The organism is Gemella parahaemolysans, from assembly GCF_053758945.1.
The window spans coordinates 89,896-107,072 of sequence record NZ_JBSMTP010000003.1; the positions used below are offsets into that span (position 1 = coordinate 89,896).

Annotated in this window: 11 protein-coding genes; 1 reads left to right on the forward strand and 10 read right to left on the reverse strand. The window is 33.6% G+C overall.

Annotation, left to right across the window (positions count from 1 at the left end; all coding sequences use genetic code 11):
• Window positions 1–234 precede the first annotated feature (234 nt).
• From ACWOBP_RS03390 to ACWOBP_RS03430, 9 genes are all read right to left on the reverse strand, one after another.
• Window positions 235–2,034 carry an ABC transporter substrate-binding protein gene (locus ACWOBP_RS03390; protein WP_455337459.1) on the reverse strand — a complete coding sequence of 600 codons (1,800 nt, stop codon included), beginning with the start codon at window positions 2,032–2,034 and terminating at the stop codon, window positions 235–237.
• A gap of 440 nt (window positions 2,035–2,474) precedes the next feature.
• Window positions 2,475–4,280 (reverse strand): ABC transporter substrate-binding protein, encoded by a 1,806-nt coding sequence (locus ACWOBP_RS03395; protein ID WP_455337460.1) that lies wholly within the window; start codon window positions 4,278–4,280, stop codon window positions 2,475–2,477.
• 373 nt (window positions 4,281–4,653) lie between these two features.
• Entirely contained in the window at window positions 4,654–6,456 is a 1,803-nt protein-coding gene (locus ACWOBP_RS03400; protein ID WP_455337461.1) for an ABC transporter substrate-binding protein, read from the reverse strand.
• Between the two features lie 378 nt (window positions 6,457–6,834).
• Window positions 6,835–8,637, reverse strand: coding sequence for an ABC transporter substrate-binding protein (locus tag ACWOBP_RS03405; RefSeq protein WP_455337462.1), 1,803 nt, complete (start codon window positions 8,635–8,637; stop codon window positions 6,835–6,837).
• Window positions 8,638–9,081: 444 nt separating this feature from the next.
• The gene (locus ACWOBP_RS03410; protein ID WP_455337463.1) at window positions 9,082–9,987 is read right to left on the reverse strand and encodes an ABC transporter permease; all 906 of its coding nucleotides are present in this window, start codon (window positions 9,985–9,987) and stop codon (window positions 9,082–9,084) included.
• A gap of 14 nt (window positions 9,988–10,001) precedes the next feature.
• On the reverse strand, window positions 10,002–10,967 hold the full coding sequence (gene opp4B, locus ACWOBP_RS03415; RefSeq protein WP_455337464.1) for an oligopeptide ABC transporter permease: 966 nt from the start codon (window positions 10,965–10,967) through the stop codon (window positions 10,002–10,004).
• Window positions 10,967–11,899 (reverse strand): ATP-binding cassette domain-containing protein, encoded by a 933-nt coding sequence (locus ACWOBP_RS03420; RefSeq protein WP_455337465.1) that lies wholly within the window; start codon window positions 11,897–11,899, stop codon window positions 10,967–10,969. The genes opp4B and ACWOBP_RS03420 overlap by 1 nt, the downstream gene beginning before the upstream one ends.
• Entirely contained in the window at window positions 11,892–12,896 is a 1,005-nt protein-coding gene (locus ACWOBP_RS03425; protein WP_455337466.1) for an ABC transporter ATP-binding protein, read from the reverse strand. Before ACWOBP_RS03425 ends, ACWOBP_RS03420 begins: the two co-directional genes overlap by 8 nt.
• A 372-nt stretch (window positions 12,897–13,268) precedes the next feature.
• On the reverse strand, window positions 13,269–14,084 hold the full coding sequence (locus tag ACWOBP_RS03430; RefSeq protein ID WP_455337467.1) for an MBL fold metallo-hydrolase: 816 nt from the start codon (window positions 14,082–14,084) through the stop codon (window positions 13,269–13,271).
• 494 nt (window positions 14,085–14,578) lie between these two features.
• On the opposite strand from ACWOBP_RS03430, the gene trpB reads away from it, so the two are divergent.
• On the forward strand, window positions 14,579–15,787 hold the full coding sequence (gene trpB / locus ACWOBP_RS03435; RefSeq protein WP_455337468.1) for a tryptophan synthase subunit beta: 1,209 nt from the start codon (window positions 14,579–14,581) through the stop codon (window positions 15,785–15,787).
• A gap of 50 nt (window positions 15,788–15,837) precedes the next feature.
• Here the strand turns inward: trpB and ACWOBP_RS03440 are convergent, their stop codons facing one another.
• Complete coding sequence (locus tag ACWOBP_RS03440) at window positions 15,838–17,151, reverse strand: APC family permease (RefSeq protein ID WP_455337469.1); 1,314 nt, start codon at window positions 17,149–17,151, stop codon at window positions 15,838–15,840.
• Window positions 17,152–17,177 lie beyond the last annotated feature (26 nt).

The window sequence follows — 17,177 nt, forward strand, 5'->3', positions numbered from 1 at the left end:
TACAACTTCTCACAGTCACTATTTCCTCGGAAATACTCTAAAATTTCTACCGATAATTAAAAAAGAGCGACTCGGAGATATCTATTTCAAACGAAATATTAATCTTCAAGTCACCCTTAATTATTTTAACTTAATATTTTACAATCTAAACAATTATACACGTCATAATAATCTAATAAAACGAGGTTTTATTTATATTTTTTCTGATTAAACTTCATATTCAATCACTATATATTATTTTTCAGGAGCTTCTTTTGTTAGTTCTAGATTTTCCACGCTTAAACGTCCTTTTGTGAAATCTTCAACATTGAAATGTTTTACTCTCTTGTTAACATATGTGATTTCTGTATCCCAGCTTAGTCCAAAGAATGGTAATTCATCTGCGATTAAGTCATCGAATTTGTTATATGCTTCTTTTAATTTATTATCATCAAACATTTCATCTGATCTTTGCTCTTTGAAGGCTTCATCGATTTTATCGCTAGTATATCTAAAGTAGTTGAATTGTGACTGGCGTCCGAATAGTTCTTGACGACTAGGGTCTGAGCCGTGGTGACCTGCACCTAAGAATAAATCGATCTCTGGGTCATCTCCTAGTACTCGTTGATCCCATTCTTTTTTACCCATTAGCTTATTATCTAGTAATTTAACATCTAGACCTACTTCTTTCCATGATTTAATAAATGTGTCGGCTAAGGCTTGGTCGTAGTTATTTCCACCTTGGAAGGCAAAGTTGAATATTAGTTTATTCCCTTTGTTATCTTCTCTTAATCCATCTCCGTCTACATCTTTGTATCCAGCTTCATCTAATAGTTTTTTAGCTTTTTCTACATCTTTTTTAACAACAGTTGCTTTTTCATTTCTTAGTTTTCCTACTGTTGGTGGATATAGAGCTGAGCCTGTTGGTGTGAAGCGTAGGCCTTTATAGATTTTCTCATTGATTTGATCACGGTCAACTGCATATAAGAAGGCTTGTCTTACATTTTTATTATTGAATTTAGTATTTTCTAAAGGTACATTTTCTTTTTTCTCTTTGTCATATTTACCAAATTTAAATCCTACAAATGACATGAATGAAGATGGTTGTCCTAACAGCTCACCATTTTTCGCATCTTTTAATCCTTCATAAACTGTTGTGTTAATATCAGTTAGGTAATCTATTTCACCATTTTTAAGTATTTGACTCGCTTGTGCTGGTGCTACTGCTTTAAATTCAACTTTAGGAACTTTTATCTCATCTTTTTTATAGTAGTATGGGTTAGCCTCAGCTATAACGCTCTCACCTTGTACTTCTTTAGTTATTACATAAGGACCGTATGATAATGGGCGTTTTGTTAATTCAGCTTCTCCAAATCTTGCAAAGTCAGTTACTTTTGCGATTTGTTTTGCGTTAGAGAATGCGTAAATGAATCCATCTCCCCATAACATTGAAGGTGATAACTTACTATATTTAATAACTACTGTTTTATCATCTTTTGCTTGAATACCTGAGATTGTCTTAGCTTTTCCTTCGTGATAATCTTTCATACCTTCGATAAGCTCAAATGAACCGTTATATCTTACATTTTCTGTGTATTTTGGATTCCCTAGTAGTTCATAACTAGCAATTATATCTTTTGATGTAAGATCTTCACCATTATTCCATTTCACACCATCGTGAATCGTTAAGGTTGCTTCATTTTTATCTTTGTCTATGTGTAATTTTACAGATGCATCCTTATCATCTAACTTATATTTCAACGCATCATCTACTGGGAAAGTTTTTCCGAATACTGTTTCTGTAATAACTCCATCAGCCTTGTTAGCGTGTAGTACTGGGTGAAATAATCCAACAAATGGGCTATTTGTTAGTATTCCATATTTGAATGTAGCATCCTTGACTGTATTTCCTCCATTATCCGCAGATACTTTGAAGTCTACTTTTGCTTTAGTTTGATTTTGATTACTGCTATTTGAGCCTGTAGAACATCCTGCTAATAAAATTGATAATGCAAATACAGAACTGAATACTGATAATATTTTTCTTTGTTTCATAGTTAATTTTCTCCTGAATAATAGTGTTAATTTTAAGAAGTTTATATATTTAACCTACTCTAAAAAGAGAAAAATGCCGCATAGTTTATTTCACTATGCGGCACTATCGAATTTTTAGTACATTGTATAATTACAAATTTCCTACCTTGCCGACATAGACACTTTTTAGAGCACGCTAAAATTGTGTCTATGTCGTTAAAACATACACACAATATTATCTACGCCATTGCCAAGATTGAATATTGAAATTTTGTTTCATGGTAGTCCTCCTAATCATTAAGTCTTTCATTTTAGTTATTATGAAAAATCTTTTGTACTTTTATTGTATTTATTTTACTACTAATTGTATAAAAAATCAAGAGTTTTTTGAATTTTCTTTCAAATTTGAAAAATAAACGACATAGACAACCTAAGTTATCTATGTCGCATTTTAGTTTTTATTATTTAGCACCTTCGTTAGCTGTTAACTCAATGTCATAAAGTTTGAATTGGTTTTTCTTAGCTTTAGCTAAATCGTATGATTTAACACGTTTGTTGAAGAATGTGATACTTGTATCCCAGCTTAATGGGTAGAATGGTAATTCTTCAGCTACTTCTGTGTCAAATTTGTTGTAAGCTGCTTTTAATTTAGCTTCGTCGAACATATCTGCTGATCCTTGAGCTTTGAAGCTGTTTTCGAATGCTTCAGTAGTGTAGCGGTATAAGTTTAATGGAGCTTTTTTACCTAGTAACTCTTGACGGTTAGGGTTTGTTCCAAATTGCCATGCAGCTTGAAAGATATCGATTGATGGATCATCTGCTTGTACACGTTGAGAGAAGTCTTTTGGAGACATAAGTTTTCCATCTACTAATTTAACATCTAATCCTACTTCTTTCCAAGATTTAACAAATACGTCTGCTAATGCTTGATCATATTCAGCACCTGTATTACGGATTGCGAAGTTGAATGAAAGTTTGTTTCCGTTTTTGTCTTCACGTAGTCCGTCACCATCTTTATCTTTGTATCCTGCATCGTCTAATAATTTTTTAGCTTTTTCTACATCTTTTTTAGCTGCAGTTGCGTTTTCGTTTACTAATTTACCTACAGCTGCTGGGTACATACCAGATCCAGTTGGAGTGAAACGTAATCCTTTGAAGATTTTTTCATTGATTTGGTCACGGTCAACTGCATATAGGAATGCTTGACGTAAGTTTTTGTCAGCTAATTTAGCGTTAGGATCAACTACGTTTTCACCTTTTTCTTTGTCGAATTTACCTAGTTTGAATCCTACATATGACATGTAACGAGAAGTATCACCTAAGAATGTTCCGTTTTTGATGTCTTTTGCTCCTTCGTAAACACTTGGAGTAACGCTATCGATATAGTCAACTTCTCCATTTTTAATTACTTGGCTAGCTTGAGCTGGAGCTACTGTTTTGAACTCGATTTTTTTAAGTTTCATCTTATCTTTATTGTAGTAGTGAGGGTTTTGTTCAGCAAGAACACTTTCTCCGTTTACTACTTTAGTGATGTAGTAAGGACCATATGATAATGGTTTTTTGTTTAAGTCTGCTTCAGCGAATTTAGCGAAGTCTTTAGAAGCTTCTTCTACTTGTTTAGCGTTTAAGAAGTCAGTAACTAAACCTTCTCCCCATAGTAATGATGGACGAACATCAGTGTATTTAATTACTACAGTTTTGTCATCTTTAACTTGGATTCCTGAGATGTTTTTCGCTTTACCAGCGTGGTATTCTTTCATACCTTCGATAAATTCGTATGCGTCATTGTAACGAGTGTTTGTAGTGAATTTAGGGTTACCCATAAGTTCGTATGTAGCTACGATGTCTTTTGATGTGAATGCTTCACCATTGCTCCATTTAGCACCATCGTGGATAGTTAATGTAACTTCTTTTTTATCGCGATCTAAGTGGAATTTAACCGCTGCATCAGCATCATCTTGTACAACACGTCCTTCTTCATCAGCAGGGAATGTTCCACCCATAACTGCTTGGTTTACGTATTGGTCTTCTGCTTTATCTGAGAATACAGGGTTCCAAAGACCTGTTAATGGCTGAGCTGATAAGATACCATATTTTAATGTAGCACCATCTACAGCTGATCCACCGTTATCAAAACTTGTTTTAAATTCTACTTTTGCTTTAGGAGCGTTTTTACTTCCAGAATTACTTGATGTTGAACATCCAGCTAAAATTACTGAAAGAGCCATCGCTGAACTAAATACTTTAAGAAACTTATTCTTTTTCATTTTATTTCCTCCATGATATATAAGAACTTATTTTCAATTATTTATGAAATAAGTTTAACATTATTTTAAAAATAAGTCAAGTGAATTTTCAGAAAATAATATAAAAATAACAAAATTCTTTTTTTAAATTTCTGTTCGTTTCTTTAAAAACATAAATTTAATATCAATAAACTATCTTGTAAATTATTATTTACAAAACATACATATCTTTTACTTTACTTACATATCAAGGATATTCAGCTTCCATAAACTAATTATTTTCCTCAAAATTTTGTTAAATTGATATATTTATTTTCTTATATAAAAAAGGACTACTCAAGTTATTTCTTGAGTAATCCTTCTTTCAACATAAACTTAATATGAAATTTTTAAATTATCCTTTAGCACTATCTTTATTAGTAAGCTCTAATGCATATAGTTTTTGTTCACCATAAGCGTATTTTTTAACATCAAAGTTTTTGATACGTTTATTTACCCATGTGATATCTGTACTCCAGCTAAATGGCAACCACGCAGCTTCTTCTGCAAAGTCTTTATCAAATTTCTTGTATGCTTCTTTTCGCTTAGCATCATCTAGCATTTCTTTAGAGTTGATTGTTTCTAAGTCTTTTTTAAGCACATCACTCATATATCTTTGATAGTTAACTTTAGCTTTATCACTTAGTAAACGTGCTGGGTTAGGATTAGTACCTAAGCTCCATGCCCCTTGGAATAAATCAATAGATGGATCATCACTTGTTACACGTTGTGTCCAATCTTTTGATGACATTAGTTTTCCATCAGCTAGTTTTACATCTAATCCTACTTCTTTCCATGATTTAATGAATGCGTCAGCAAGAGTTTGATCGTAGTCTTGACCTGTATTACGGATAGCAAAGTTAAATGTTAATTTTTTACCATCTTTATCTTCTCTTAATCCATCTCCGTCAACGTCTTTAAGCCCCGCTTCATCAAGAAGTTTTTTCGCTTTTTCTACATCTTTTTTGAACTTGAATCCATCTTTATCGTAGTAATCTTCTGAACGTGTTGGATAAATACCTGAGTTTGTAGGTGTGAATCGAAGTCCTTTGTAGATCTTTTCATTTAATTGATCCCAGTCTACCGCATAACCGAATGCTTGACGTACACGTTTATCCGCTGCTTTCGCATTAGGATTTACTTTAACTTCATTTTTCTCTTTATCCCATGTACCTAGCTTAAATCCTACATATGAAATATAGAAATCTGGTTGTCCTAGTAATGTTCCATTTGAGTAATCTTTTACCGCACTCCATACATTCGGAGTTACTTGTGACATGTAGTCAATTTCACCATTTTTAATTACAGAGCTTGCCTGAGCTGGTGCAACTACTTTGAATTGGATTTCTTTTACTTTTACATCATCTTTTTTGTAGTAGTATTGATTTTGCTTAGCAAGTACACTCTCTCCATTTACTACTTTATCTAAGTAATATGGTCCGTAAGATAATGGTTTTGTATTTAATTCCGCTTCTACGAATTTGCTGAAGTCTTTTGATGCTGCAGCTACTTGATCTTTATTAAGGAATGTTGTTATAAATCCACTTCCCCAAAGAAGAGCTGGTTTTACATCTTTATATTGAATAACTACTGTTTTATCATCTTTTTTAGTAAGACCTGAGATTTTTTCAGCTTTACCTTCATGATAATCTTTTAGACCTTCTATTGTTTCAAATTCACTCTTATAACGAATATTATCTTTATACTTAGGATTAGCCATAAGTTCGTATGTTGCGATAATATCGTCCGCAACTACGTCTTGATTATTACTCCATTTTAAATCTTTACGGATAGTAAGTGTTACTTGTTTTTTATCCTTATCTAAATGGAACTTAACCGGTGCTTCCTCATCATCTTCTTTTAATTTATATGAATGATCAAAAGCGAATGTGTGTGCCATAGTATCTTCCATTACTGCATTGTCCGTTGCTTGCAGGTGAAATACTGGGTTAAACATCCCTGTTAATGGATCTGCACTTAAGATACCAACTTTCAGCACAGAATCACTTACTGCACTTCCTCCATTATCAACAGATGTTTTAAATTCTACTGCTGGTTTACCATCTTTTGATGATTTTGATGATGTTGAACATCCTGCAAGAATGATTGATAGCGCCATTGCTGAACTGAATACTTTTAAAAATTTATTTTTCTTCATTTTTTCCTCCAATATAACTTTAAATTGTTGATAACTAATAAAAATAAAATTTAAGACGAAGTATCCTTCTACATTAAAGCACGATACTTCGCCTTAAATCTATGTAAAATTGTAGCTCTACATATTTAATTAGTATAATCTAAGGAACTTATATCCTTTAAATCAATATATTTTAAGTTATATCTATTTTTTAATTAATATTTCTATAATATAAACTATATATTCACCTTTCAAATGTGAGAGGAGGTAAATTAAAAATTTCTATGAAACTCTAATTTTCCGTTCCTCTCAAAGTTAATTGAAAATAAAATGAAATATAAGTTTATTAGGGGGAGTTTTAACTAAGTGCCCTTAGCCAAATCTCATTCCTAAGCTAAATTAATTTTTCGCTGGTGCGTCAGCAGTTAATTCTAATTTGTAGATTCTTTGCTCACCAGTTTTTAGTTTCGCTAAATCAAATGCTTTAACACGTTTGTTAACCCATGTCATTGATTGTTGCCAGCTGAATGGTAACCAAGCAGCTTCTTCTCTGAATTGTTTATCAAATTTTTGATATGCTTCTTTAAGTTTAGCATCATCAAACATATCACTACTTCCCATTGCAGTTAATGATTTTTCTAATTCTTCTGTTGTGTAACGTTGTAAGTTAAGTGGTGAAGTTTTACTTACAAATCCACCTGGATTTGGATCACTTCCTAATCCCCAAGCTCCTTGGAAGATATCGATTCCTGGATCATCTGCCTGCACACGTTGAGACCAGTCTTTAGATGACATAAGTTTTCCGTCTACTAATTTAACATCTAATCCTACTTCTTTCCAAGATTTAACGAATGTATCAGCTAATGTTTGGTCGAAGTCTTGACCTACGTTACGGATAGCGAAGTTGAATGTAAGTTTTTTACCGTTTTTATCTTCTCTTAATCCGTCTCCGTCAGTATCTTTAAGACCTGCTTCATCAAGAAGTTTTTTCGCTTTTTCTACGTCCTTAGTATATTTCTCACCATCTTTGTTGTAGAACATTTTAACGATTGGTGGATAGAATCCAGAACCAGTTGGTGTGAAACGTAATCCTTTATAGATTTTTTCATTAATTTGATCCCAATCTACCGCATAACCGAATGCTTGACGTACACGTTTGTCAGCTGCTTTAGCATTTGGATCTACTTCTACTTCACCTTTTTCTTTGTTGAACTTACCTAGTTTGAATCCTACGTATGATACATAGTAATCAGATTCTCCTAAGATTGTTCCGTTTTTAGCATCTTTAGTACCATCCCAGATACCTGTAGTCAAACTATCCATTAAGTCTACATCACCGTTTTTAAGAACAGCACTTGCTTGAGCTGGTGATACAACTTTGAATTGAATTTCTGGAATTTTCACTTCAGATTTTTTGTAGTAATAAGGGTTCGCTTTCGCTAATACACTTTCCCCGTTTACTACTTTATCTAAGTAATATGGTCCATAAGATAATGGTTTTTTATTTAAGTCTGCTTCAGCAAATTTAGTGAAGTCTTTTGATGCAGCTTCTACTTGAGATTTATTTAAGAATTCTGCAACGAATCCATTACCCCATAATAATGCTGGCTTAATTTCTTTGTACTTAAGTACTACAGTCTTGTCGTCTTTTTTAACTACACCAGAGATGTTTTTAGCTTTTCCATCGTGGTAGTCTTTCATACCTTCAATTACTTCGTATTCATCACTATAACGAACGTTTTCTGTATACTTAGGATTCCCCATAAGTTCATAAGTCGCAACGATATCGTCCGCTTTTACGTCTTCTCCGTTACTCCATTTAAGATCTTTATGAATAGTTAATGTAACTTCTTTTTTCTCACGATCTACATGAAACATAACCGGTGCTTCTTTATCATCTTGTTTTTGACGGTTTGCATCGTCAAGTGGGAACGCTCCTGCCATTGTATATTTCATTACATCATAATCTGTTGATTGTAAATAAAATACTGGGTTAAACATCCCTGTTAGTGGATCAGCAGAAGCAATGCCAATTTTAAGTTGTTGGCCACTAAGTGCATTTCCACCATTATCTACAGCTGTCTTAAACTCTACAGCTGCCTTTGTTCCCTTAGAATTGTTACTTGCGCTTGAACATCCTGCAAGTAACATTGTGAGAGCCATAGCTGAACTAACTACCTTTAACATTTTTTTCTTTTCCATTATCTTATCCTCCATGCTGTATTGTGTACAGCCTTTCTTATAAATATTATTTTTAGCAATTATACCAAAGAAATTTATATGAGTCAAGTAATTGTCAGATAATTTTACAGTATTTTCCCTTTAATTCGTTATATTTAGCTAATTTTACTTTCAATTCATTTAAACAATTTTAATTTTCTGTATCAATGGAGTTTTTCCTACTGTTTCATCCCCACACATAGCTATTTTCTTCATACTAATTTTTCAAATTATAAAAAATACTTATATCATTTATAATTAAAATATCAAATAGTTTTAAAATCTCAAAATAAAAACAATCAGTACTACTGTCCTAATTAAAGCAAACTTACTGTGTAATATCTTAGATAAAAAATATGCTGCTAATTTCATATCTTCAAAATAGTAAAAAGTCATGTAGAAAATATTTCTACATGACTTTTTAAATTATAATCTTTGTCTAGCATCTAAACTACGTCTTAATGCTCCACCGATAGAGTTAATACATAAAACGATAACTAAGATTGCAAGGGCTGCTGGTAGCCAAATGTACATTTTATTAATAAGTACATCCGCATCTTTTGCATATGATAACATAGTACCGATACTTGGTGTTCCTGCTGGAAGACCAAATCCAAGATATGTTAGACCTACTTCAATACCCATATTAGCCGCCAATGATAACGTAGCTTCTACTATAATTATAGAACTGATATTAGGTAAGATTCCTTTTAGCATAATTTTCCAATCAGGTGTACCCATAGTTTTCGAAGCTAGAACATAATCACGACGTGATTCTGATAAAGCTTTACTACGCACTAAACGAGTTGATCCCATCCATGCGAATGCTGATAAAATCAAGATGAACAGTACTAGACCGTAATCGCGTTTAATACTTACGAATACTATGATTACCATCAATGTTGGGATAATTACCATAAAATCTACAAAACGCATAACAATATTATCAACACGTCCACCGTAGTAAGCAATAACTAATCCTACTGCAGTACCAAAACCAATTGTAATTGCTGTTACTGCCACTGCGATAAGAATAGAGTTAAGCATTCCCATCATTAGCCATCCAAATACTGAGTGACCACCTACGTCTGTACCTAATAAGAATCCATCCTCACCAGGTTTTAAGAAAATATTTAATAAATCTACATCAAAGTAAGTACTATATACACCACTTACACGAATGTAAATATTGAAAAGTACTACGAAAATTAAGATAGCACTTAGTGTAATTAAAGCTGCAAATGCACCTTTATCTTTTTTAAACTCACGAGCTACAACTGAAAACCCAGAAGGAGTTTTAGTTATAACTTTTTCTTCTTTTGCTTTTGTCATTGTTCAACTTCCTCCTAGTCCAATTTAATACGTGGGTCTACAATTGCCATGATAATATCACTTAATGTACTACCAAGTAGTGTTAAGAATCCAGAGAATAACATTAATGTTGTAACAACACTATAGTCTCTATCTTGAATACTTTGATAGAACAGTTGTCCCATTCCTGGGTAACCGAAGATTGTTTCTACGAAGATACCACCACTGAATAATCCAGTAATAGAGAATCCGAAGAATGCTGCGATTGGTAAAATAGAGTTCCTGAAGATATGTCCTGAGTAAACTTTTTTAACTGGTACACCTTTAGAACGAGCTGTTTTTACATAATCACTTTGTTTTGCATCGATAACTTCATTACGTAAATATTGAACAGTTGATACAGTTGATAGTAAGGCTAAACAGATACCAGGTAACACTAAGTGTTCTAGTTTGTTAATATAGTATGTGAATGTTCCTGGATCAAGGTTAACATCTACAGATCCACTCGTTGGGAACCATCCTAAACCAAAACCGAATAATGCGATCATGAATAAGTATAATACGAATGATGGAATCGCTAGGAAAAAGAAGTTATAAAAGTTTACGAATTTATCAAATTTAGAACCGTTATAACGCCCTGCATACATTCCCATAGGAATTGCGATTGCATACATGATTACCGCTGTAAATAATGACAGGTTGAATGTATTGAAAATTCTTTCTCCAAGAAGTGTTCCTACTGATTTACCAGTAGTATAACTTAATCCGAAATCTCCATGCATAAAATTATTCAACCAAGTTAGATACTGTTGATACCAAGGCTCATAAAATCCACTTGCTTGACGAATCGCTTCAATTTGCTCTTGAGAAATCTTTGGATTTTCTGCTAAACCACTAAACGGGTCCCCAGGCATAAGTTTAGCTAGACCAAACACTAGTACACTAAGGATGAATAACTGTGGTATCATTACTAAAAATCGTTTTAAAACTACTTTCCACATTACACTTCTCCTCCTTTCATTGCTACATAGTGTGTTTCTGTTAATTTCTTAAGTGGATATACTCGTCCATCTTTGTCGAAGTAATCGTTATAATGTTTTTGATATTCTTCTTCAACAGCTTTTCTTATCTCTTTTACTTCTTTAGCTTTATCTAAGTTAGTACTTGGAATAGCTGCAATAAGACGTTTTGTATAAATGTGTTGTGGATTATTATAAATATCTTCACGTGTTCCACGCTCTACGATACGACCACGGTACATGATATAAATGTAATCACACATGTGTTTAACAACTCCAAGATCATGAGAAATGAATAGGTAACTTATATTAAAGTCTTTTTGAATTTTTTTCATGAAGTTTAGAACCTGTGCTTGAACCGAAAGGTCAAGAGCAGATACTGGTTCGTCAGCTACAATTAGACGAGGATTACATGCAATCGCACGTGCAACCCCGATACGTTGACGTTGTCCACCTGAGAATTCAAATGGATATTTGTACATAGCTTCTTCACCCATACCAACAATATTTAACAACTCTAAAACACGTTTCTTTGTATCTTCTTCAGATAAGTTTTCAAAATTATTAATAGGCTCTGCAACAATATCTATAATACGTTTTTTAGGGTTTAAACTAGACATTGCATCTTGGAAAATCATTTGAACATCACGGTTATAATTAATTTTTTTGCGTGCTGCTTTTTTAATAACATCTTCATCTTTATAGATAATTTGTCCATCAGTTGCTTTTTCTAAACCTAAAACAACTTTACCTACAGTAGTTTTTCCACTACCACTTTCTCCGATTAGCCCATACGTTTTCCCCGCTTCAATCTCAATATCAACACCGTCTACTGCATAAACGTAATCTTTTATTGTATTGAAAAATCCACCACGAATAGGATAATGTACTTTTAGATTTTCAACTTTAAGCATTGTTCTCCTCCCCTTCAAATTTAAAGTTTTTATAACATGTACAACGCACATGATGTCCTTCTTCTACCTCATGTAGAGTTGGATTATGTTCATGATGTTCATCTTTAATCCAAGGAATACGGTTTGCAAAACGACATCCTTGTCTGTCTAGAGTTTTTAATGAAGGAACCATTCCTTGAATAACATAAAGTTCATCATCCGCATCTTCATCATCAATTTGAGGAATACTGCGTAGTAAACTACGAGTATATGGGTGTTGTGGATTTTTAAAGATCTGCTCTGCTGTTCCGATTTCTACTACTTCTCCGGCATATAATACGGCTACTCTATCCGCCATTTCAGCAACTACCCCAAGGTCGTGCGTAATTAGGATAATACCAGCATGCATCTCTGCTTGAAGTCCTTTAATAAGGTCTAAGATTTGCGCTTGGATTGTAACATCTAGAGCTGTTGTTGGTTCATCAGCGATAAGAACACTTGGTTTACAACTCATCGCCATAGCTATCATTACACGTTGACGCATACCACCAGATAATTCGTGTGGATATTGTTTTGCACAACGTTCAGGATTTGGAATACCAACCTGTGTTAATAACTCAATAACACGTTTTTGTCTTTCTTCTGCACTTAGTTCAGTATGATAAATTAGAGCCTCTTCAATTTGTTTCCCAATTCTGTGTAGTGGGTTTAATGAAGAAAGAGGATCTTGGAAGATCATCCCAATATCTTTTGTTCTAATTTTATTCATCTCATCTTCTGTTAAATCTAATATATTTTTTCCGTTAAAAATAATTTCTCCAGTAGACTTCGTTAGATTTTCATTATGAAGACGCATGATAGTTGTCGCTAATGTAGACTTACCACAACCACTCTCTCCTACGATAGCTAATACTTCGTTTCTATATAGGTCCAAACTAACTTTATCAACAGCATTAAAGTAATCATCTTTGATTCTAAATGCTGTCTCTAGATTTTTAATCTCTAATAGTTTTTCCATTCGCCTATCTCCTTCCAATAACTTTCATCAATAATAAATACAAATTTAAACTTCATTTCATTTATTTTCTTTTTATATCTTATTTCGTTATAAAGAATGACTTGTTTTGTAAATTAAAACTTTTTTCATAAATCATATCTCTTTAAAAACGACATAATACTATATTATAAAATTTTTAGAAAAAAAGCAATAAAAAAGCAAAAATTCTATGCGAAAAAACTAGAATTTTCTGACTATTTACAGAAAAGGCTCTCATTTTCATATAAAAATTACTCAATATGATAATTCATTTTATATAGTAGAAAAAATAAGATCAACCTCTAAAGCTAATTCTATTGGAAGAAATTTTATATAGGTTGATCTTATTTCTTATTATATTTCTATTATCTTAGTCGGAATTGCTGGATCAGTATCCATTATGACTATTTTATCATTACAATCTATTGTCTTATCTGCTTCTAGAACACAATCTATATCTTTGTGTTTAAGCGTCATATCAGCTGCCATACGAGCCAGTTCCTTCGTATTATTTTGCTCACTTAAGTGGGCTAAAAAGACATTCTTCGTGTTATCTCCTACTATTTTTGTCAGATAATTAGCAGAGTCTGTATTCGACAAGTGCCCCATATCTGATAATATACGCTGTTTAGTAGTCCATGGATAAGGTCCACTCAGCAACACATTCTCCTCGTGATTACTCTCATAAACAATCGTATGCGAATCCTTTACATAATTTATCATCTTATCAGACACATATCCCGTATCTGTAAGAATACTCACCCTTTTTCCATCGCACTCAAAAGTATAAAATTGCGGATTAATCGCATCATGACTAACTCCAAAACTATTAACAACTACATCATCAAAAATCTTGCTTTCTTCTTTTTCAAAATGAAATTTTAAGTCAGAACTAATCTCACCGCATTTTGTCATATTCTGCCAAGTAAGCGCGTTGGCATATACCGGAATATTATATTTTCTTGCCAGTACCCCCACTCCTTTAATATGGTCTATATGCTCATGAGTTACAAAAATTGCATTTATATCTTTAATATCACGCTCTATTCGCGCTAAGTTCTCTACTACTTTTTTCCCAGTCAGTCCAGCATCTACTAAACATCTAAAATTATTATGCTCTATAAAAATACTATTTCCACTACTACTGCTGGCTAATACCGATAATTTCAAATTGCACCTCCATACTTAAATTTTTCACCTTTATATTATACCACTTTTGCAATGCTTTAGGTAGAAAGAACTACAATCTTGAACATTCCTAATCATCTCTTAATATATTTTAAGTAAACACTCCTTTAGAATCTTGTTACAATAGGCTACTTGTGTGAATTGTCAGAAAAATTTAAAAATTTTTTAAAAAAGACTTGCATTCTAAAAAAATAATGTGTATAATAAAAACAACAAAAACGAGAAGGAGGAACTACAAATGAAACAAACAACAACTTTAAACTCTTGGCAAAACTGGCGTAGATAATGTTGTGTGTATGTTTTTATGACGTAGGCGCAACTTTAGTGTACTCTAAAAAGTGTCTATGTCGGCTGTAGAAAAATCGTTTTAAATTTCGCAAAAGGGCCGTATAGAATTCTATACGGTCTTTTCTTTTTAGGGTAAAATACAAAAAGCAAAATAATCTTATAGATAATTTGAAAGGAAATAAACAATTATGACAAACTTAGAAAATAACTTAAACAACTTAAAAGGATACTTTGGAGAATTTGGAGGAAGCTTCGTGCCTGAAGTTGTACAAAAAGCCCTTGATGAACTAGAAGCAGCTTATGATAAATACAAAGATGACGAAGAATTTTTAGCAGAGTATGCTCACTACTTAAAAGATTACTCAGGACGTGAAACACCACTATACTACGCTGAAACTTTAACAAACCACCTTGGAGGAGCGAAAATCTATCTTAAACGTGAGGATTTAAACCACCTTGGGGCACATAAACTTAACAACGTTATCGGCCAAATTTTACTTGCGAAACGTATGGGTAAAAAGAAAGTTATCGCTGAGACAGGGGCAGGTCAACACGGTGTAGCTACAGCTGCTGCCGCTGCAAAATTCGGTATGGAATGTGAAATCTACATGGGAGCTCTTGATGTAGAAAGACAAAGATTAAATGTATTTAGAATGGAAATGCTAGGAGCAAAAGTTCACGCAGCTCAAGAAGGAGAAAAAACTCTTAAAGAAGCTGTTGACGCTGCATTCAAAGCATGGATTGAAAACATCGATGATACTTTCTACGTACTAGGATCTGCAGTAGGACCTCACCCATACCCAACTATCGTAAAAGATTTCCAAAAAGTTATCAGTAAAGAAGCAAAACGTCAAATTCTAGAAAAAGAAGGACGTCTTCCTGACTTAGTAGTAGCTTGTGTAGGTGGTGGATCTAATGCGATCGGTGCTTTCGCTGAGTTCATCCCTCACAAAGAAGTAGCATTACTAGGAGTTGAAGCCGCTGGACGTGGTCTGGACACAGATCGTCACGCAGCAACACTAACACTTGGTACTGTTGGTGTTGTTGATGGTATGAAAACTTACGCACTATTCAACGAAGATGGTTCAGTAAAACCTGTTTACTCAATCTCTCCAGGATTAGACTACCCAGGTATCGGACCTGAGCACTCATTCCTAAAAGATGCAAAACGTGCTGAATACGTAAGCGCAACTGATGATGAAGCTGTCGATGCTTTACTTCTATTAACTAGAACAGAAGGAATTATCCCAGCAATCGAAAGTTCACACGCTCTTGCAGAAGTGATTAAACGCGCTCCAAAACTAGATAAAGATAAAGTAATTATCGTTAACGTATCTGGACGTGGTGACAAAGACGTAGCCGCAATTGCAGACTACTTAGAAAATAGAAATAAATAATACCAAAACATCGCATACTAGGTTTTCTAATATGCGATGTTTCTTTTTTATTATTTTTTAAACTTCTTGTGTAATTCTGTATAGAATAATAATCCTATTAACGTTAGAGCTATTCCTCCCATAGCTAATGATGTTTGTGAGATTAAAGTACTTACTAAAGTATAAACCCCACCAAGAATAGCTATTATAGGAACTATTGGGTATAAAGGTACTCTATACGGTCTTTCTAATTTCGGTTCTTTTTTACGTAGTATAATTACTGCAAGGAATGTTGCTGTGTAGAAGAACCACATTACAAATACTAATAGGTCAGTTAACATATCAAAACTACCTGTTAACATCATTAAGAATGCTATTACTAAAAGTAATAATCCTGCATTTACTGGTATAGCACCTTTATTCAACTTCGTCCATACATTTTTAAATGGAATCTGTTCACTTTTCGCCATCGCATAAGGAACTCGAATCCCAGCCATTGAGAATCCATTAATCGCTCCATATACACTAACAAGTATTCCAATCGTAATAATTTTACCACCAATACCACCAAATAACTTCGCAGCTACTTCGCTGGCTACAGTTTGATTACCCGCAACATGATCTAATGGTAAAGTCATAAGATAAGCTACATTTATAAGTACATATACAATCATAACGACCGCAAGCCCTAGGAAAATTGCTCTTGGTAAATCTTTTTTAGGATTTTTCATCTCACCTGCCATACTTCCTACGTTCGTCCAACCTTCATAGGCAAACATCGCAGCAAGTAAAGCTCCACCTAATCCACTAGCGAATGAAATATCTTTCCCCGCTTCTATAGGAAATAATTGTAACGGTTGTGAGTCAGTTTGAAATAATCCAAATGCAATAATTACTATTAATGGTATCAATTTACAAATAGTGGCTACAGTCTGAATCGTTCCTCCAATTTTTCCGCCTAAAAAGTTTAAAAACATTAATGATGCTGCCGCAGCAAAAGCTATAGGAAGATGCCAAGTCTTATCTAAATTTAGTAAATTTAAAACTTGTGTAGAGAAGATAACAGCAAGAGCCGCTATCATCGCAGGAAAATAAATCACCGACTGCGCCCATCCTAATAAGAATGCTGCTGTTTTTCCATAAGTTCTTTCTATCCAAACGACCATCCCTCCAACTTCAGGAATAGATGCCGCAAGTTCTGCAACTGTAAGACCTGCACAGATAGTAATAATACCAGCAAGTATCCAAGCTAGTAGCCCTAAACTCATCGTACCTGTCGTCTTATAAATTACAGCTGCCTTAAAGAATACCCCTGCACCTATTACCGAACCTATTACAGTCATAAAAGCTGGCATAAAGCCTATCGTTCTTTTCAGTTCACTCATTAAATAATCTCCTTATTTCACAGAAT